Here is a 16,305-nt window from a genome sequence, read left to right on the forward strand (position 1 = left end):
TCAACCCCTAAATTTCAGGATTTTTTCTCTTCGAACCCCGGAGACTCTGTGAAGTTGTTCACATGTTCCGTGTCGATGGAGGCGCATTATAGGGACCCGAGTTTTTTGCACAACCCCTTTTTTGATCTTTTCTTTCTGTTTGCACACTTTTAAACCCTTTCGCGTGGATCTTGCGCGATCAGGGCTGTTTTCCACAGGATCTATCATTTCAGTTGGTTGTAATTCCACCGCCAGCGTCTAGTATTGCCGATAAATATGATCCCACGTGAGGCTATATCATGTCCGATGCAGTACGTTCTTATCTTCATTACTCTCCTAAACTGGGTCAACGCGTGATGATCGATCCTTCCAGCGTCGTGATCGGCAATGTCTCACTGGCGGATGACGTCAGTATTTGGCCTTTGGTTGCCATTCGTGGTGACGTGAACGCAGTCATTATCGGCGCACGCAGTAATATTCAAGACGGCAGCGTGCTCCACGTGACCCATAAATCCGAACATAACCCTGAAGGTTACCCACTGCTGATTGGGGAAGACGTGACGGTAGGGCATAAAGCAATGTTACACGGCTGCGCGATTGGCAATCGCGTACTGGTAGGAATGGGATCGATCCTGCTCGATGGTGCAGTAATAGAAGATGATGTGATGATTGGTGCCGGCAGCCTGGTTGCGCCAGGTAAACGTCTGGTGAGCGGTTATCTCTATATGGGGAGCCCCGCGCGCCAGGTTCGTCCATTGACCGCTGCCGAACGGGAAGGATTGCTTTACTCTTCTACTAACTACGTACGTTGGAAAGACGAATATTTGTCAGAAGATATCTGACAAACGCCCGTTTCCTAATAGGATAACGGGCTTAGCGTTACGCCGCCAGTTCGTGACGCAACTGGCGCAGCACCGGCTCGATCTCCGGCATCACACCATGCCATAACAGAAACGCATGTGCAGCCTGCCCCACCAGCATGCCTAAACCGTCGGCATAGTCTGTTGCGCCTTGTTGCTGCGCCCAGGCCAGAAACGGTGTTAGCCCCTGCTGATAAAACATGTCATAGCAACGGGTGCGGGCATTGATCATGCCAACGGGTAACGTCGGGATCTCACCACTAATACCTGACGCTGTAGCATTAATGACTAAATCAAATTGCTGTTGATCCAATTGATCCAGAGGCAATGCGGATATTTCACCGAGATGCTGGAATACTTGTGCCAGCGTCTGCGCGCGACCAAAAGTCCGGTTAGTGATCACCACGTCACAACCAAACGACAGCAACGGCAAGATCACTCCGCGAGCCGCGCCGCCGGCTCCCACCAGCAGAACGCGATCCTTTGGTCGGATCAGCCCTTGACGTTCAAGATCCGTCAGTAGCCCGATTCCATCAGTGTTGTCACCCAGTAGACCTCCTTCCGGCAATACCTTCAGCGTGTTTACCGCACCGGCCAGCGAAGCTCGCTCACTGAGCTCCGTCGCGACCTCATAGGCCTTTTCTTTAAAAGGCACGGTAACATTCGCGCCCTGACCGCCCGCCCGAATGAACATCTGCAAAGTCGCTTCGAAATCATCCAGCGGCGCTAACACCGCACCATAGGGATGTTCTATACCGGTTTGGGCGGCAAATAACGCATGAATACGCGGCGATTTGCTGTGACTGATAGGATTACCAAATACCGCGAACTTCTCCATGCACATTACCTCTAGCCTTGACGGATTTGCTTGCCCGTCAGGACATCTCTGATTTCGGAAGGGTTAAGGCGGCCACCGACGCTACCCACCAACACAGGGAAAGCAGCACCGAATTGCTGTTGTACCTCATCAGTACTGCGACAAGGTTCTTGCCCACTAAGATTGGCGCTGGTCGATACCAGCGGTTTGCCAAACTGCCGACACAGTTGCTGTACTAACGGGTGATCACTCACACGCACAGCCAATGAATTGAAGCGGCCAGTCAGCAAACGCGGAGTATCCGCCCGCGCAGGGATAACCCAAGTCACGGGGCCCGGCCAACTGGCGAACATCGTCGCTCGCTGCTGGTCACTCAGTGCAGCGTCATCTATATAAGGTGCTAACTGCGCGTAATCGGCCGCAATCAGGATCAGGCCTTTTTCCCAAGGACGTTGTTTCAGAGCCAATAACGCGTTGACCGCCTGCTCGCTGTCAGGATCGCAGCCCAGGCCAAACACCGCCTCGGTCGGGTAGGCAATAACCTGTTGGTTCTGCAACGCGTCAATTATTGGCGTGAAATTAGAAGTGAATTCTGAGCTCATGATGTCGTTATTCTGTGGTTACTACGGGTTTTCCGCAAAGTTTACTGGCGCAGTAAAGGGTTGGACCTTTTACCGTGCGCTTCTCCATCAACAACGGATAATGGCAGTAGCTGCACTCACCGGCGACAGGTTTAAAATTGAGAACGAACTGGCATTCCGGGTAGCGATCGCAGGAGTGGAAAACCTTGCCATAGCGCGATTTGCGCTGAAGCAATTTACCCTGCTCACACTGCGGGCAGCTGATACTGGTTTCGTCCGGTTTATCGATGACTTCAGTATGATCGCACTTAGGATAATTACTGCAGGCAATAAACATACCGTAACGCCCCTGACGCAATGCCAGCACCGCTTGGCATTTCGGACACGCCTGTCCATCGAGCATCTTGACGATATGGCCCTCGACCTGCGCTTTCAGCGGCCGAATATGTTGGCATTCAGGATAACGGGAACAGCCGAGGAAGGGGCCGTGGCGACCACTGCGGATCACCAGCTCGGCCCCGCATTCCGGACAGGGTTCATTTTGCCTGGCGGCAAAAATCGCGGCTTTTGTCATAACTTCTTCTATGCATGTTATCGGCTCAGTGCAGATAACCTTCGTTTACTTCAAACAACAGTTCTTCCATTTGCTGATAGGCGCTTTCATATCCGGGGATATTAAACAGTACCATCAGCACCACCCATTTCAGATCTTCGAGATCGAATTCTGTGTTATCCAAAGCCATAACACGATCGATAACCATTTCACGGGTTTCGAGGTTCAATACCTGAATCTGCTCCAGGAACAGGAGGAAACCACGGCAACTAGCATCCAAACGCACACCTTCTTCTTCGGTGTAGATCCGCATTGCTAACGGATCGGCATCCATAAAATACGGTGCATTTTCGCCTTCTTGTAAGTCAGCGAGTTTTTCAAGCCAATTCAACGCGTTGTAGATATCATCCCGATGAAACCCCGCTTCAGCGAGATCATCGGTCAGTTGATCCTGATCGACGCGCATCTCTGGTTCATTGTGGATATAAGTTTCAAACAAGTACATCAGTACGTCGAACATGGCCTGCCCTCCTTATTCGGACATAGCCGCCGGGTACAGCTGCGATCCACCCTGCTAACTCCAGATCGAGTAACTTGATTACTACCTCTGGCACAGGTTGGCCGGCACGTTCAGCGACGACGTCAACAGGTGTCACCTCATCTCCTACGTTAGCCAACACATCGGCAAATGGCAATTCAACTTCGGCTTCTGACGCACAAATAGTTGTATTTTCGCTCAAGGAGAGCCAATGCAGACCGCTTCCCAGCTGTTCAGCAATTTCTTTCGGCCCTGTAATCAAATAAGCGCCCTGCTGAATCAGCCAATGTGTGCCTTCACTCATTGGGTTGCCCAACGCACCGGGGAGAGCGAAAATTTCCCGCCCCTGTTCCAAAGCATAGCGGGCGGTAATCAGCGTTCCGCTGCGTAAAGAGGCTTCAATCACGACCACGCCCAGGCTCAGCCCACTAATAATACGGTTGCGCTGTGGAAAATGGCTTGGCATCGGTAGGTCTGTGGCCAAATACTCAGAAACCAATGCCCCACCACTCTCAATGATGCGTTCAGCCAAACGGCGATGCTGGCGCGGGTAGACATTGGCTAAACCGTTACCGAGTACAGCGACCGTTCGACCTTCTGCGGCCAGCGCAGCACGATGGCAGATGCTATCAATGCCCATTGCCAGTCCACTGGTAATGGTAAACCCACAGTGCACCAACCCAGTGGCAAAGTAAGTGGCCCAGTGCTCACCATAATGGCTGAACTGGCGACTACCAACCATGGCAATTTGCGGCTGCCGAACGGCTTCGGGGTTACCTTTCACCATCAGCACTAGTGGCGCATCCTCTAGAGGGAGCAATCGCTCGGGGTATTCCGCCTCTCCATATAACCAAAGCACATTACCGGGGTGTTCTAACCAAGCGAGCGTAGCGGCCAGATGACGCGCATTTGCCTGGCGGAACTGTGCCTGCTGCCGCTGGTTTAGCCCCACCTCTCGCAACAAACGATAAGGCTCGCCGCCGGCTGCCACTATCTGCCGGATTATCTGGCTGGCCTTAGCTGCGCTCAGCCCAGCGACTCCACGCATCCGTAAACAGATTTCCTGTGCCTGCATCGCCTGTTCCCCCGCAAAAAATGGTGGTATTACCAATTCGAGCAATTGGTGCGCAATGCTGTCAATCAGGCCGGGAAATGTCTAGAATAGAAGCTAAACCTCGTTTATCACTCGGATACAGATCTCAAGATATATGTCAGTATTGCAGGTATTACATTACCCAGACGACCGGCTGCGCAAAGTCGCGGCCCCGGTAAAAGAAGTCAATGCGAATATCCAGCGCATCGTGGATGATATGTTTGAAACCATGTACGCAGAGGAAGGCATTGGCCTGGCTGCGACACAGGTGGACATCCATCAGCGCATTATCGTTATTGACGTTTCTGAGAACCGCGATCAGCGCTTGGTGCTGATCAACCCGGAACTGCTGGAAAAAAGCGGCGAAACCGGGATTGAGGAAGGTTGCCTCTCTATCCCTGAACAACGTGCTTTAGTTCCGCGCGCAGCTGCTGTGAAAATCAGAGCACTGGACCGTGACGGAAAACCTTTCGAGCTGGAAGCTGACGATCTGTTAGCCATTTGTATCCAGCACGAGATGGATCACCTGGTAGGCAAGCTGTTCGTCGATTACCTGTCGCCACTCAAGCGCCAACGTATTCGTCAGAAACTGGAAAAAATGGCCAAGCTTAACGCACGCGCCTAACCCATCAGGAAATCAACGTGTCTGACTCTTTACGGATTATTTTCGCCGGAACTCCAGACTTCGCAGCGCGTCACCTTGACGCGCTGTTGTCATCTGAGCACCAGATCGTCGGGGTTTTCACCCAGCCCGACCGCCCTGCGGGTCGCGGTAATAAACTGACGTCTAGCCCGGTCAAAGTTCTGGCCGAGCAGCATCATTTGCCCGTATTCCAACCCAAATCACTGCGCCCGGAAGAGAACCAGCACTTGGTTGCTGATCTCAACGCTGATGTGATGGTGGTGGTGGCCTATGGCTTGATCCTGCCTAAAGCGGTGTTGGATATGCCACGGCTTGGTTGCATCAACGTCCACGGCTCGCTGCTACCACGCTGGCGCGGTGCTGCACCAATCCAGCGTTCACTCTGGGCTGGTGATAACGAAACTGGCGTGACCATCATGCAGATGGACGTGGGTTTGGACACTGGCGATATGATGTACAAAATCGCTTGTCCAATTGAGGCGGATGACACCAGTGCCAGTCTGTACGACAAACTGGCGCAGCTTGGCCCACAAGGCATGCTGGCCACGCTACAGCAAATGGCTGCGGGTACGGCGAAACGTGAAGTACAAGATGAATCGCTGGTAACCTATGCTGAGAAGCTGAGCAAAGAAGAAGCGCGCCTGGATTGGAACCTATCGGCTGCACAGCTTGAACGTTGCATCCGTGCCTTTAACCCATGGCCAGTCAGCTATTTCACCCTTGAAGATCAACCCGTGAAAGTCTGGCAGGCAACAGTATTGGCACAAACCACTGATGCAGAACCTGGTACCATTATCCATGCTGACAAGCAGGGTATCCAGGTAGCGACCGCTGAGGGTGTTCTTAACCTGACTCAATTGCAACCGGCAGGAAAAAAACCGATGTCAGCACAAGATCTGCTGAACTCACGCCGTGAATGGTTTACACCGGGCAACCGGCTATAAATCGCCCCCACTGCCCGGTCGATAATCGCCGGGCTGTTTCTTTCTTAACGCCGATCGTTATCAGCTTTAGCCTATGAAAAACAATTACAATCTCCGCAGCATCGCTGCCAAAGCCATCGGCCAGGTGCTCGATCAGGGTCAGTCACTCAGCACTGTCCTGCCGTCACTGCAAAAGACCATTTCTGACAAGGACCGCGCACTCCTGCAAGAGCTGTGTTTCGGCACCCTGCGCGTATTGCCGCAACTGGAATGGTGCATCCAGCAATTGATGGCAAAACCCATGACTGGCAAGCAGCGCACGCTGCACTATTTGCTGATGGTGGGCCTCTACCAGCTGCTATATACACGCATACCCGCCCACGCAGTATTAGCGGAAACAGTAGAAGGCGCAGTGGCATTGAAACGGCCTCAACTTAAAGGCCTGATCAACGGCGTTCTGCGCCAGTTCCAGCGCCAACAGGAAGAGTTACTGCAACGTGCCGCCAACAATGACAGCCGCTATTTGCACCCGAGCTGGCTGTTAAAGCGTATCCAGCAGGCCTATCCCGCACAGTGGGAACAGATTATTGGCGCCAACAATCAGAAGCCACCTATGTGGTTGCGCGTCAATCGTCTTCATCATTCCCGTGAAGATTACTTGCAGTTGATGGAGCAAGCGGGCATTGCCGCCGTCCCGCATACTGAATATCGCGATGCGGTACGTCTACTGGCGCCATGTGCCGTCACCGACCTGCCAGGTTTTGCCGATGGGTGGGTAACGGTGCAAGATGCTTCCGCACAAGGCTGTGTCGATCTTCTCGATCCGCGGGATGGCGAGCAGATCCTCGATCTTTGTGCGGCTCCCGGTGGCAAAACTACCCATATCTTGGAAGCGGCTCCCAAAGCCCATGTGATGGCGGTCGATATCGATGAGCAGCGTCTGAGCCGGGTTAAAGAAAACCTGCAACGCCTGCGTTTACACGCCGACGTAAAACTGGGTGATGGCCGTACCCCGCAGCAATGGTGCGGTGATAAACAATTCGATCGCATTCTCTTGGATGCCCCTTGTTCTGCCACCGGTGTAATCCGCCGGCATCCCGATATCAAGTGGTTGCGCCGCGACAGCGACATCGCGGACCTGGCCGCTTTGCAGGCCGAGATCATTGAAGCCATTTGGCCACATCTCAAAACCGGTGGAGTGATGGTGTATGCCACCTGTTCTATTCTACCGGCAGAGAATGCTGAGCAAGTTGCAGCCTTCCTTCAGCGTCATGCAGATGCTCGTCTGGTTGAGACCGGTAACGATCAACAGCCTGGCCGACAGAATCTTCCCCATCCTGAGGATGGGGATGGCTTCTTTTACGCTAAGCTGATTAAAATGTAGCTGTTCCGTACTCAGGGCGCGTCTGTTGCGCCCTTTCAGATAATCTTCAGCGGTTTCAGTGTGAAGCAGAGAAGCAAATGAAAATAATTATTCTTGGCGCAGGTCAGGTGGGTGGAACACTGGCGGAAAACCTGGTGGGCGAAAACAACGATATTACCGTCGTGGATACTGATGCCGGCCGCCTGCGTCAGTTACAGGATAAGTTTGATCTGCGGGTCGTTCAGGGATATGGCTCTCATCCACGCGTACTCCGTGAGGCCGGTGCTGAAGATGCCGATATGTTGGTTGCAGTCACTAATTCTGACGAAACCAATATGGTTGCCTGCCAGATTGCCTACTCGCTGTTTAATACCCCCAACCGAATCGCCCGAATTCGTGCGCCAGAATATATCCGCGAGTCAGAGAAGCTGTTCCAACCCGAAGCCGTACCCATTGATCACCTGATCTCACCGGAACAACTGGTTATCGACTACATCTACAAGCTGATTGAATACCCAGGTGCACTACAGGTGGTTAATTTTGCTGAAGGCAAGGTCAGCATCGCGGCGGTAAAAGCCTATTACGGTGGCCCACTGGTCGGTAATGCGCTGTCTTCGATGCGTGAACACATGCCGCACATTGATACCCGTGTCGCCGCAATCTTCCGCCAGGATCGTCCTATCCGTCCACAGGGTTCCACCATTATCGAAGCCGGTGACGAAGTCTTCTTTGTGGCTGCCTCACAGCATATCCGCGCGGTAATGAGTGAGCTGCAACGGCTGGAAAAACCGTATAAACGCATCATGATTGTCGGCGGCGGCAACGTTGGTGCCGGTTTGGCGCAGCGGTTGGAGAAATCCTACAACGTGAAGCTGATCGAACGAAATCAGCAACGCGCTGCAGAACTGGCCGAACAACTGCACGATACCATTGTGTTTTATGGTGATGCCTCAGACCAGGAGCTGCTGGCGGAAGAGCATGTTGACCAAGTCGACGTCTTTATTGCCATAACCAATGACGATGAAGCTAACATCATGTCAGCCATGCTCGCCAAACGAATGGGTGCCAAAAAAGTAATGGTACTTATTCAACGCCGCGCCTACGTTGACCTGGTTCAAGGCAGCGTAATCGATATAGCGATTTCACCACAGCAAGCAACCATCTCAGCATTGTTAGGCCACGTGCGTAAAGCGGATATCGTCAGCGTTTCATCATTACGTCGCGGTGTGGCGGAGGCGATTGAAGCCATAGCACATGGTGATGAAAGTACGTCAAAAGTGGTTGGCCGCATTGTAGAAGATATTAAACTGCCGCCAGGTACCACCATTGGTGCCATTGTGCGTGGTGATGACGTTATTATTGCTAATGGCAGCAGTAAAATCGAACAGGGCGATCACGTCATTATGTTTATTACCGACAAGAAGTTCGTCCCTGACGTTGAGCGCCTGTTCCAGCCAAGCCCATTCTTCTTGTAGAACAAATGTAGCAATGGATGGTCTATAATTACGAGGTTGTTCTCTGCCGTGGAAAGAGACAAATCTTTTCTCTCCTTTTGTGGCAAAGGGAAATTGCTTTGTTAAACTTGAGTTATTAAATTCTTCAAGGGGTGCGTTCTATGAGTATGATGAAAGAGTTCCGCGAATTTGCCATGCGTGGTAACGTGGTTGACTTGGCAGTGGGTGTGATTATTGGTGCAGCATTCGGTAAGATCGTATCGTCTTTCGTTGCAGATATTATCATGCCACCACTGGGCTTATTGATCGGCGGCGTTGATTTCAAACAATTCCACCTGGTATTACGCGAAGCTCAAGGCGCAGTACCTGCAGTAGTAATGAACTACGGCTCATTCATTCAGACCATTTTCGACTTCGTTATTGTTGCCTTTGCTATTTTCTTGGCAATTAAGCTAATGAACAAAGTGCGTCGTAAACAAGAAGAAGCACCAGCGGCCCCGCCGGCGCCAACTGCTGAAGAAAAACTGTTGACTGAAATCCGTGATTTACTGAGTCAGCAGCAACAGCCAAAACTGTAAACCTGTTTATCCTGCACAAATAAAAAGCCATCTTATTCAGATGGCTTTTTTAATGTCTTAAAACCAGAAGGCCAGTGGTAAAATATCGCCTGATACTTTACCACTGGCCTCCCAGCTGCCACCTTTTGCATGTTTGTCTTTGCGCCGGTAGCTCCCTTTCCCTTTAGTATTTTTTTCTACTCTTTGGCGGAATAAAGGGTCATGCAACAGCGCCTCAATGGCATTGTCTTGTATCTTGCCTTTCGTATGACGGTATTGAGTCATAGTAATGTACCTTCTCTATGTATGGTTATATAACGCGATAATATTACTGCTGGTCGTATAAAAATTAAAGTACCGCCGATTGTATTAAGCACCTTTTTTTACTTTTTCATCGCTGGCTCCCTGCTCCAGCGCTTCAAGGATCGAGCAATAACTACTGGTATGAGCACTACCGCAACAAGCATCGCTAAGACGCTTTAACGACTCACGCATCCGAGTTAGTTCCTTAAGCTTATTTTCTACTTCACTGAGCCGCGCATCGACGATTGACTTAGACTCCTGGCAGGTATGATGCTCAGGATCAACACGGATCGACAACAGTTCAGCAATGGTTTCTAGCGTAAAACCGAGCTGTTTGGCATAACGTATAAAGCGCAACCGCTGCAGGTCTTGATTGTTGTACAACCGGTAACCGCCCTCGGTTCGAACGTTATGGTCCATCATCCCTTGTTTTTCGTAGTACCGCACCGTGTCCGGCGTAACGTCTGCAAGCTTTGCAAGTTGCCCAATCTTTAACATTGCCCTTCCTCCGAAGAAAACTTATCACCCAATGCGCGTTGGTATTCACTATGCAAAAAGTCAGTGCTCATCCCTGCCTGTCGTAAACGGTGTTCTAACAGTTCCATCCGTTTCCCTAACTCAACATAGTCCGGATGTTCGCTATTAATTTCTTGCAGTAAACGAGCTATGCTCAGCGCTTCTTTACGATCCTCTAATTCTGCAGGCAAATAGCCCGCATTTTTAAGCAGGCGAAACCCAGTACGCAGCTCAACGGGAACCGCACTGTCATCATCCAACTCAAGCGGCAACCCCTGGCCCGGTAAATTATCCAATTCACCTTTAGCCTGGGCATCGAGAATATGACGTTCCGCCCATTGATCGAGTAACCACATAGCAGGATCCCTCAGTTGATCTGATTAATAACGTCAGCATAGCGGATAGGGGCGAGGATCTTAAGTCTGGCGGGGGAAGAACGCACGTTTAGCCGGGTATAGACGTAAAAAAACCGGGCAAGCCCGGTTTTTTTACGCGTCTACAGATTACTCTGCAGTTGCTACTTCTGCTTGAGACTCAGCACGATCAACCAGCTCGATGTATGCCATCGGCGCGTTGTCGCCTGCGCGGAAGCCACACTTCAGAATGCGAGTGTAACCACCGGCACGGCTCGCGAAACGCGGGCCCAGCTCGTTAAACAGTTTTGCCACGATCTCGTTATCACGAGTACGGGCGAATGCCAGACGACGATTAGCTACGCTGTCGGTCTTGGCAAGAGTAATCAGCGGCTCAACAACGCGACGCAGCTCTTTCGCTTTTGGCAAGGTCGTCTTGATGATCTCATGACGAACCAAAGAGCCGGCCATGTTACGGAACATAGCCTGGCGATGGCTGCTGTTACGGTTCAGTTGACGACCACTCTTACGATGGCGCATGACCTTATCCTTCTCAGTAAAACCTTAACCTGTGATCCGGTTACTCGTCAGCAATGCTTGCCGGTGGCCAGTTTTCTAGGCGCATGCCCAGAGACAGACCACGGGAGGCCAGCACGTCTTTAATCTCAGTAAGAGATTTTTTACCCAGGTTCGGCGTTTTCAGCAACTCAACCTCGGTACGCTGTACCAGATCACCGATGTAGTGGATAGCTTCTGCCTTAAGGCAGTTAGCAGAGCGGACAGTCAATTCCAGATCGTCAACAGGGCGCAGCAGAATCGGATCGAATTCTGGTTTCTCTTCTTTAACTTCTGGTTGACGTACATCACGCAAGTCAACAAAAGCTTCAAGTTGTTCAGCCAGGATGGTTGCCGCACGGCGGATCGCCTCTTCAGGATCGATCGTGCCATTGGTTTCCATTTCGATGACCAGCTTGTCCAGGTCAGTACGCTGTTCTACACGCGCTGCTTCAACATTGTAGGCAATACGCTCTACAGGGCTATAGCATGCGTCAACCAACAGACGACCGATCGGGCGCTCATCTTCTTCCGAATGAATTCGGGCAGAAGCCGGCACATAACCACGACCACGTTGAACTTTGATACGCATGCTGATAGCAGCGTTTTCATCGGTCAGGTGGCAGATCACGTGCTGAGGCTTGACGATTTCGACATCACCATCATGGGTAATGTCGGCAGCGGTCACAGGGCCAATGCCAGATTTATTCAGGGTAAGGATAACTTCATCTTTCCCTTGAACTCTCACCGCCAGCCCTTTCAGGTTGAGCAGGATCTCCAGGATATCTTCCTGTACGCCTTCTTTGGTGCTGTACTCGTGCAGTACACCATCAATCTCAACCTCGGTCACCGCGCAACCCGGCATAGATGAAAGCAGAATACGGCGCAGTGCGTTGCCAAGAGTATGGCCAAAGCCACGCTCTAAAGGCTCAAGGGTCACCTTGGCGTGCGTCGAACTGACTTGCTCGATATCTACCAGGCGCGGTTTTAGAAACTCTGTCACAGAACCCTGCATTGTGTCCTCTCTTTGGTACTAAGCCTTACTTGGAGTAAAGCTCGACGATCAGGTGTTCGTTAATGTCCGCAGACAGATCGGTACGTTCAGGCATACGCTTGAACACGCCTTCCATCTTAGCAGCATCAACTTCAAGCCAGGTCGGCTTTTCACGCTGCTCAGCCAGCTCCAGAGAAGCTTTAACACGAGATTGCTTTTTAGCCTTCTCGCGGATGCTGACTACGTCATTCGGAGATACCTGATAAGAAGCGATGTTAACAACGCGACCATTTACCATAATTGCTTTGTGGCTAACTAACTGACGTGACTCTGCACGAGTAGCGCCGAAGCCCATACGGTAAACAACGTTGTCCAGACGACCTTCCAGCAGTTGCAACAGGTTTGCACCGGTGTTGCCCTTCAGGCGTGCTGCTTCTTTGTAATAGTTACGGAACTGACGTTCCAGAACACCGTACATACGGCGAACTTTTTGCTTTTCACGTAACTGTACACCGTAGTCAGACAGACGCGGTTTACGCGCACCGTGTTGACCAGGCGGTTGCTCAATTTTACACTTGGTATCGATCGCGCGAACGCCAGACTTAAGGAACAAGTCTGTGCCCTCACGGCGGCTAAGCTTGAGCTTAGGACCCAAATATCTTGCCATTTTCTTTCTCCAACAAACCTAAAAGCAGCGTTATACGCGGCGCTTTTTCGGCGGACGACAACCGTTGTGAGGGATAGGAGTCACATCAGTAATATTAGTGATGCGGAAACCTGCGGCGTTCAGTGCACGAATAGTTGATTCGCGACCCGGACCCGGTCCCTTAACCATAACTTCCAGGTTCTTGATACCGTATTCTTTTACTGCGTCAGCACAACGCTCGGCTGCAACCTGAGCTGCAAACGGAGTTGACTTACGAGAACCACGGAAACCAGAACCACCGGCAGTTGCCCAACCCAATGCATTACCCTGACGATCGGTAATAGTTACAATGGTGTTGTTGAAAGAAGCATGGACATGAGCCACGCCGTCAGAGACTTGTTTTCTTACACGCTTACGTGTACGAACAGGTGCCTTTGCCATTATTCAATCACCCTGATTATTTCTTGATTGGTTTACGCGGACCCTTACGGGTACGTGCGTTGGTCTTCGTACGCTGACCGCGAACTGGCAGACCACGACGATGACGCAAACCACGGTAAGTACCAAGATCCATCAGACGCTTGATGCTCAGGGTAACTTCACGACGCAAATCACCTTCTACAGTGAATTTGGCGACTGCTTCACGCAGCTGTTCAATTTGCTCTTCAGACAGCTCACTGATCTTAACATGTTCAGCAATACCCGTAGCAGCACAGATAGACTGTGAGCGGGTTTTACCGATTCCGAAGATCGACGTTAAGGCGATTACGGTATGTTTATGATCAGGAATGTTAATGCCTGCTATACGGGCCACTATGCACTCCTACTATTTTATACGGCAACACCATTCTGAAAAGCCCGTTTTCAGGATACTCAAATAATGTTGCAGCTACATACAAAAGATTGGCTGGCTAATCTAGCCAGCTCAACCCAACTTTGCAAGAAAAATATGCGAGATAATCAGCCTTGACGCTGTTTATGCTTCGGCTCGGCGCTGCAAATCACACGAACGACACCGTTACGCTTAACGATTTTGCAGTTACGACATAATTTCTTGACGGAAGCACGAACTTTCATTTTTACTCTCCGTAACTTCTCAAACGCACCTGAATTAGCGGTTATAGCCTTTCAGGTTTGCTTTCTTCAATGCAGACTCGTACTGACTTGACATCATCAGAGTTTGCACTTGAGCCATAAAGTCCATGATGACGACAACCACGATCAGTAGCGAGGTACCACCAAAGTAGAATGGTACTTTCATTGCATCACGCATGAACTCCGGGATCAGGCAGATGAAAGTAATGTACATCGCGCCCACCAGGGTTAAACGCGTCATTACTTTATCGATGTACTTCGCCGTTTGCTCTCCCGGACGAATTCCTGGTACGAAGGCACCGGACTTCTTCAGGTTATCTGCTGTCTCACGCGGGTTGAAAACCAACGCCGTGTAAAAGAAACAGAAGAAGATGATTGCAGACGCATAGAGTAACACATAAAGCGGTTGCCCTGGCTGCAAATACAGCGAAATCGTTGTCAGCCAGTTCCAACCGGTACCGCCCCCAAACCATGATGCAATCGTGGCAGGGAACAGAATAATGCTGGAAGCGAAGATTGCTGGGATAACCCCTGCCATATTCACTTTCAACGGTAAGTGTGTGCTCTGTGCTGCATAAACACGACGACCTTGTTGACGCTTCGCATAGTTAACGACAATACGCCGTTGACCACGTTCGATGAAAACAACGAAGAAGGTTACTGCAAACACCAATACTGCAACCAACAGCAACAGGAGGAAGTGCAGGTCGCCTTGCCGGGCTTGCTCAATAGTATGGGCCACTGCCGGCGGGAGTCCCGCTACAATACCTGCGAAGATAATGATCGAGATACCGTTACCGATACCGCGTTCAGTAATCTGTTCGCCCAGCCACATCAGGAACATTGTCCCGGTAACCAAGCTCACGACTGCAGTAAAGTAGAATGCAAAGCCTGGGTTTAACACCAGACCCTGCATACCAGGCATATTCGGCAGACCAGTAGCAATACCGATCGACTGGAATATGGCCAACACCAGCGTACCGTAACGGGTGTACTGGCTAATCTTACGACGGCCAGCCTCCCCTTCTTTCTTAATTTCAGCTAACGCTGGATGAACCACCGTTAACAGCTGGATAATGATCGACGCCGAAATATACGGCATGATCCCCAGAGCAAAGATAGAAGCACGGCTGAGGGCACCACCAGAGAACATGTTAAACATTTCAATGATAGTGCCTCTCTGCTGCTCGAGCAATTTGGCAAGCACAGTGGCATCGATACCAGGAATCGGAATAAAAGAGCCGATACGGAAGACAATCAGCGCGCCGATTACAAACAAAAGTCTGCGCTTCAGCTCGCCGAGCCCGCCTTTAGCACTTTGAAAATCTAATCCTGGTTGCTTAGCCATCTGCTACTTATTCCTCAATTTTACCGCCAGCAGCTTCGATAGCAGCACGAGCGCCTTTGGTGACACGCAGACCACGCAGGGTAACCGGACGAGCGATTTCGCCTGAAAGCATAACTTTCGCGAATTCGATCTGGACACCAACAACGTTAGCGGCTTTCAGCGTGTTCAGGTCGATTACGTCGCCTTCAACAAGAGCCAGCTCAGACAGACGAACTTCTGCCGTGATCATAGCTTTGCGAGAGGTGAAGCCGAATTTCGGCAAACGACGATATAAAGGCATCTGACCACCTTCAAAACCACGACGTACGCCACCGCCAGAACGTGAGTTCTGACCTTTGTGACCACGACCAGCGGTTTTACCCAGGCCAGAACCAATACCACGACCTACACGCTTAGGCGCATGCTTGGCACCTTCAGCCGGAGACAGAGTATTTAAACGCATCTGTTACTCCTCAACCTTAACCATGTAGGAAACCAAGTTGACCATACCACGTACAGCAGGAGTATCCTCACGCTCTACAGTATGACCAATACGACGCAGACCTAAACCGATCAGGGTTGCCTTATGCTTTGGCAAACGGCCGATGCTGCTTTTTGTTTGAGTTACTTTAATAGTCTTTGCCATGGTTATTTCCCTAGAATTTCTTCGACGGACTTACCACGCTTAGCAGCGACCATTTCTGGGGATTTCATATCTTCCAAAGCAGCAATAGTTGCACGAACCACGTTGATCGGGTTAGTAGAACCATAAGCTTTAGCTAATACGTTATGAACCCCTGCAACTTCCAGGACGGCGCGCATTGCACCACCGGCGATGATACCGGTACCTTCGGAAGCTGGTTGCATGAATACGCGGGAACCTGTGTGAGCACCTTTTACAGGGTGCTGCAGAGTACCGCTATTCAAAGCAACATTAATCATAGCGCGACGGGCTTTTTCCATCGCTTTCTGGATCGCTGCCGGAACTTCGCGTGCTTTGCCGTAGCCAAAACCAACGCGACCGTTACCATCACCAACAACTGTCAGTGCGGTAAAGCTGAAAATACGGCCACCTTTTACGGTTTTAGATACGCGGTTTACCGCGATCAGCTTTTCCTGCAGTTCGCCAGCTTGTTTTTCGATGTGAGCCATCTT

Annotated in this window: 24 protein-coding genes; 6 read left to right on the forward strand and 18 right to left on the reverse strand. The window is 50.9% G+C overall.

Annotation, left to right across the window (positions count from 1 at the left end; genetic code table 11):
• Nucleotides 1–278 precede the first annotated feature (278 nt).
• Complete coding sequence (locus ACI2J2_RS24095) at nucleotides 279–821, forward strand: gamma carbonic anhydrase family protein (RefSeq protein WP_209640474.1); 543 nt, start codon at nucleotides 279–281, stop codon at nucleotides 819–821.
• Nucleotides 822–858: 37 nt separating this feature from the next.
• Here the strand turns inward: ACI2J2_RS24095 and aroE are convergent, their stop codons facing one another.
• Genes aroE through dprA form a run of 5 tightly spaced genes read right to left on the reverse strand, consistent with a single transcriptional unit; the run spans nucleotide 859 to nucleotide 4,403 of the window.
• Entirely contained in the window at nucleotides 859–1,677 is an 819-nt protein-coding gene (aroE, locus tag ACI2J2_RS24100) for a shikimate dehydrogenase (protein ID WP_209640476.1), read from the reverse strand.
• A gap of 11 nt (nucleotides 1,678–1,688) precedes the next feature.
• A complete protein-coding gene (gene tsaC / locus ACI2J2_RS24105) occupies nucleotides 1,689–2,258 on the reverse strand; it encodes an L-threonylcarbamoyladenylate synthase type 1 TsaC (protein ID WP_209640479.1) in 570 nt (189 codons plus the stop codon).
• Between the two features lie 7 nt (nucleotides 2,259–2,265).
• Nucleotides 2,266–2,811 carry a topoisomerase DNA-binding C4 zinc finger domain-containing protein gene (locus ACI2J2_RS24110; RefSeq protein WP_404761022.1) on the reverse strand — a complete coding sequence of 182 codons (546 nt, stop codon included), beginning with the start codon at nucleotides 2,809–2,811 and terminating at the stop codon, nucleotides 2,266–2,268.
• Between the two features lie 25 nt (nucleotides 2,812–2,836).
• Nucleotides 2,837–3,310 (reverse strand): DUF494 family protein Smg, encoded by a 474-nt coding sequence (gene smg / locus ACI2J2_RS24115; RefSeq protein WP_037425824.1) that lies wholly within the window; start codon nucleotides 3,308–3,310, stop codon nucleotides 2,837–2,839.
• On the reverse strand, nucleotides 3,282–4,403 hold the full coding sequence (gene dprA, locus ACI2J2_RS24120; RefSeq protein WP_404761023.1) for a DNA-protecting protein DprA: 1,122 nt from the start codon (nucleotides 4,401–4,403) through the stop codon (nucleotides 3,282–3,284). The genes smg and dprA overlap by 29 nt, the downstream gene beginning before the upstream one ends.
• A 133-nt stretch (nucleotides 4,404–4,536) precedes the next feature.
• Between dprA and def the strand changes: the two genes are divergently transcribed.
• The 5 genes from def (at nucleotide 4,537) to mscL (ending at nucleotide 9,382) form a co-directional block, all read left to right on the forward strand.
• On the forward strand, nucleotides 4,537–5,046 hold the full coding sequence (gene def / locus ACI2J2_RS24125) for a peptide deformylase (protein WP_012147205.1): 510 nt from the start codon (nucleotides 4,537–4,539) through the stop codon (nucleotides 5,044–5,046).
• 17 nt (nucleotides 5,047–5,063) lie between these two features.
• On the forward strand, nucleotides 5,064–6,008 hold the full coding sequence (fmt, locus tag ACI2J2_RS24130; protein WP_404761024.1) for a methionyl-tRNA formyltransferase: 945 nt from the start codon (nucleotides 5,064–5,066) through the stop codon (nucleotides 6,006–6,008).
• Nucleotides 6,009–6,081: 73 nt separating this feature from the next.
• A complete protein-coding gene (rsmB, locus tag ACI2J2_RS24135) occupies nucleotides 6,082–7,371 on the forward strand; it encodes a 16S rRNA (cytosine(967)-C(5))-methyltransferase RsmB (RefSeq protein ID WP_404761025.1) in 1,290 nt (429 codons plus the stop codon).
• Nucleotides 7,372–7,448: 77 nt separating this feature from the next.
• Nucleotides 7,449–8,825 (forward strand): Trk system potassium transporter TrkA, encoded by a 1,377-nt coding sequence (gene trkA / locus ACI2J2_RS24140; RefSeq protein WP_209640494.1) that lies wholly within the window; start codon nucleotides 7,449–7,451, stop codon nucleotides 8,823–8,825.
• A gap of 140 nt (nucleotides 8,826–8,965) precedes the next feature.
• The gene (gene mscL / locus ACI2J2_RS24145; protein WP_012147209.1) at nucleotides 8,966–9,382 is read left to right on the forward strand and encodes a large-conductance mechanosensitive channel protein MscL; all 417 of its coding nucleotides are present in this window, start codon (nucleotides 8,966–8,968) and stop codon (nucleotides 9,380–9,382) included.
• 57 nt (nucleotides 9,383–9,439) lie between these two features.
• Here mscL and ACI2J2_RS24150 read toward each other — a convergent pair whose 3' ends face one another.
• The 13 genes from ACI2J2_RS24150 to rpsE all read right to left on the reverse strand — a co-directional run bounded on the left by ACI2J2_RS24150 (nucleotide 9,440) and on the right by rpsE (nucleotide 16,302).
• On the reverse strand, nucleotides 9,440–9,646 hold the full coding sequence (locus ACI2J2_RS24150) for an alternative ribosome-rescue factor A (RefSeq protein WP_209640497.1): 207 nt from the start codon (nucleotides 9,644–9,646) through the stop codon (nucleotides 9,440–9,442).
• 84 nt (nucleotides 9,647–9,730) lie between these two features.
• On the reverse strand, nucleotides 9,731–10,162 hold the full coding sequence (zntR, locus tag ACI2J2_RS24155) for a Zn(2+)-responsive transcriptional regulator (RefSeq protein WP_265556004.1): 432 nt from the start codon (nucleotides 10,160–10,162) through the stop codon (nucleotides 9,731–9,733).
• Entirely contained in the window at nucleotides 10,156–10,536 is a 381-nt protein-coding gene (locus ACI2J2_RS24160) for a DUF1992 domain-containing protein (protein ID WP_404761026.1), read from the reverse strand. The genes zntR and ACI2J2_RS24160 overlap by 7 nt, the downstream gene beginning before the upstream one ends.
• A 147-nt stretch (nucleotides 10,537–10,683) precedes the next feature.
• Nucleotides 10,684–11,073, reverse strand: coding sequence for a 50S ribosomal protein L17 (rplQ, locus tag ACI2J2_RS24165; protein WP_004929726.1), 390 nt, complete (start codon nucleotides 11,071–11,073; stop codon nucleotides 10,684–10,686).
• Nucleotides 11,074–11,113: 40 nt separating this feature from the next.
• A complete protein-coding gene (locus tag ACI2J2_RS24170) occupies nucleotides 11,114–12,103 on the reverse strand; it encodes a DNA-directed RNA polymerase subunit alpha (protein ID WP_002919219.1) in 990 nt (329 codons plus the stop codon).
• A 25-nt stretch (nucleotides 12,104–12,128) separates the two neighbouring features.
• Nucleotides 12,129–12,749 carry a 30S ribosomal protein S4 gene (rpsD, locus tag ACI2J2_RS24175; protein WP_004951125.1) on the reverse strand — a complete coding sequence of 207 codons (621 nt, stop codon included), beginning with the start codon at nucleotides 12,747–12,749 and terminating at the stop codon, nucleotides 12,129–12,131.
• Between the two features lie 30 nt (nucleotides 12,750–12,779).
• The gene (gene rpsK / locus ACI2J2_RS24180; RefSeq protein ID WP_004951128.1) at nucleotides 12,780–13,169 is read right to left on the reverse strand and encodes a 30S ribosomal protein S11; all 390 of its coding nucleotides are present in this window, start codon (nucleotides 13,167–13,169) and stop codon (nucleotides 12,780–12,782) included.
• 16 nt (nucleotides 13,170–13,185) lie between these two features.
• Complete coding sequence (rpsM, locus tag ACI2J2_RS24185) at nucleotides 13,186–13,542, reverse strand: 30S ribosomal protein S13 (protein ID WP_020837231.1); 357 nt, start codon at nucleotides 13,540–13,542, stop codon at nucleotides 13,186–13,188.
• A 146-nt stretch (nucleotides 13,543–13,688) separates the two neighbouring features.
• Nucleotides 13,689–13,805 (reverse strand): 50S ribosomal protein L36, encoded by a 117-nt coding sequence (gene rpmJ / locus ACI2J2_RS24190; RefSeq protein ID WP_002227352.1) that lies wholly within the window; start codon nucleotides 13,803–13,805, stop codon nucleotides 13,689–13,691.
• 34 nt (nucleotides 13,806–13,839) lie between these two features.
• Nucleotides 13,840–15,171, reverse strand: coding sequence for a preprotein translocase subunit SecY (gene secY / locus ACI2J2_RS24195; RefSeq protein WP_004929740.1), 1,332 nt, complete (start codon nucleotides 15,169–15,171; stop codon nucleotides 13,840–13,842).
• Between the two features lie 7 nt (nucleotides 15,172–15,178).
• Entirely contained in the window at nucleotides 15,179–15,613 is a 435-nt protein-coding gene (rplO, locus tag ACI2J2_RS24200; RefSeq protein ID WP_012147214.1) for a 50S ribosomal protein L15, read from the reverse strand.
• A gap of 3 nt (nucleotides 15,614–15,616) precedes the next feature.
• Entirely contained in the window at nucleotides 15,617–15,796 is a 180-nt protein-coding gene (rpmD, locus tag ACI2J2_RS24205) for a 50S ribosomal protein L30 (RefSeq protein ID WP_002213339.1), read from the reverse strand.
• Between the two features lie 2 nt (nucleotides 15,797–15,798).
• Nucleotides 15,799–16,302, reverse strand: a complete 504-nt coding sequence (gene rpsE / locus ACI2J2_RS24210) for a 30S ribosomal protein S5 (protein ID WP_004951140.1) — start codon at nucleotides 16,300–16,302, stop codon at nucleotides 15,799–15,801.
• Between the last annotated feature and the right edge of the window lie 3 nt (nucleotides 16,303–16,305).

It is taken from the genome of Serratia sp. NPDC087055, from assembly GCF_044900985.1.
In the GTDB taxonomy this organism is placed as follows: Bacteria; Pseudomonadota; Gammaproteobacteria; order Enterobacterales; family Enterobacteriaceae; genus Serratia.

Excerpts from the sequence above, each read along its gene's own strand:
- ACI2J2_RS24095 (WP_209640474.1), top strand. The coding sequence starts at position 279 with ATGTCCGATGCAGTACGTTCTTATCTTCATTACTCTCCTAAACTGGGT.
- aroE (WP_209640476.1), bottom strand. The coding sequence starts at position 1,677 with ATGGAGAAGTTCGCGGTATTTGGTAATCCTATCAGTCACAGCAAATCG.
- tsaC (WP_209640479.1), bottom strand. The coding sequence starts at position 2,258 with ATGAGCTCAGAATTCACTTCTAATTTCACGCCAATAATTGACGCGTTG.
- ACI2J2_RS24110 (WP_404761022.1), bottom strand. The coding sequence starts at position 2,811 with ATGACAAAAGCCGCGATTTTTGCCGCCAGGCAAAATGAACCCTGTCCG.
- smg (WP_037425824.1), bottom strand. The coding sequence starts at position 3,310 with ATGTTCGACGTACTGATGTACTTGTTTGAAACTTATATCCACAATGAA.
- dprA (WP_404761023.1), bottom strand. The coding sequence starts at position 4,403 with ATGCAGGCACAGGAAATCTGTTTACGGATGCGTGGAGTCGCTGGGCTG.
- def (WP_012147205.1), top strand. The coding sequence starts at position 4,537 with ATGTCAGTATTGCAGGTATTACATTACCCAGACGACCGGCTGCGCAAA.
- rsmB (WP_404761025.1), top strand. The coding sequence starts at position 6,082 with ATGAAAAACAATTACAATCTCCGCAGCATCGCTGCCAAAGCCATCGGC.
- trkA (WP_209640494.1), top strand. The coding sequence starts at position 7,449 with ATGAAAATAATTATTCTTGGCGCAGGTCAGGTGGGTGGAACACTGGCG.
- mscL (WP_012147209.1), top strand. The coding sequence starts at position 8,966 with ATGAGTATGATGAAAGAGTTCCGCGAATTTGCCATGCGTGGTAACGTG.
- ACI2J2_RS24150 (WP_209640497.1), bottom strand. The coding sequence starts at position 9,646 with ATGACTCAATACCGTCATACGAAAGGCAAGATACAAGACAATGCCATT.
- zntR (WP_265556004.1), bottom strand. The coding sequence starts at position 10,162 with ATGTTAAAGATTGGGCAACTTGCAAAGCTTGCAGACGTTACGCCGGAC.
- ACI2J2_RS24160 (WP_404761026.1), bottom strand. The coding sequence starts at position 10,536 with ATGTGGTTACTCGATCAATGGGCGGAACGTCATATTCTCGATGCCCAG.
- rplQ (WP_004929726.1), bottom strand. The coding sequence starts at position 11,073 with ATGCGCCATCGTAAGAGTGGTCGTCAACTGAACCGTAACAGCAGCCAT.
- ACI2J2_RS24170 (WP_002919219.1), bottom strand. The coding sequence starts at position 12,103 with ATGCAGGGTTCTGTGACAGAGTTTCTAAAACCGCGCCTGGTAGATATC.
- rpsD (WP_004951125.1), bottom strand. The coding sequence starts at position 12,749 with ATGGCAAGATATTTGGGTCCTAAGCTCAAGCTTAGCCGCCGTGAGGGC.
- rpsK (WP_004951128.1), bottom strand. The coding sequence starts at position 13,169 with ATGGCAAAGGCACCTGTTCGTACACGTAAGCGTGTAAGAAAACAAGTC.
- rpmJ (WP_002227352.1), bottom strand. The coding sequence starts at position 13,805 with ATGAAAGTTCGTGCTTCCGTCAAGAAATTATGTCGTAACTGCAAAATC.
- secY (WP_004929740.1), bottom strand. The coding sequence starts at position 15,171 with ATGGCTAAGCAACCAGGATTAGATTTTCAAAGTGCTAAAGGCGGGCTC.
- rplO (WP_012147214.1), bottom strand. The coding sequence starts at position 15,613 with ATGCGTTTAAATACTCTGTCTCCGGCTGAAGGTGCCAAGCATGCGCCT.
- rpmD (WP_002213339.1), bottom strand. The coding sequence starts at position 15,796 with ATGGCAAAGACTATTAAAGTAACTCAAACAAAAAGCAGCATCGGCCGT.
- rpsE (WP_004951140.1), bottom strand. The coding sequence starts at position 16,302 with ATGGCTCACATCGAAAAACAAGCTGGCGAACTGCAGGAAAAGCTGATC.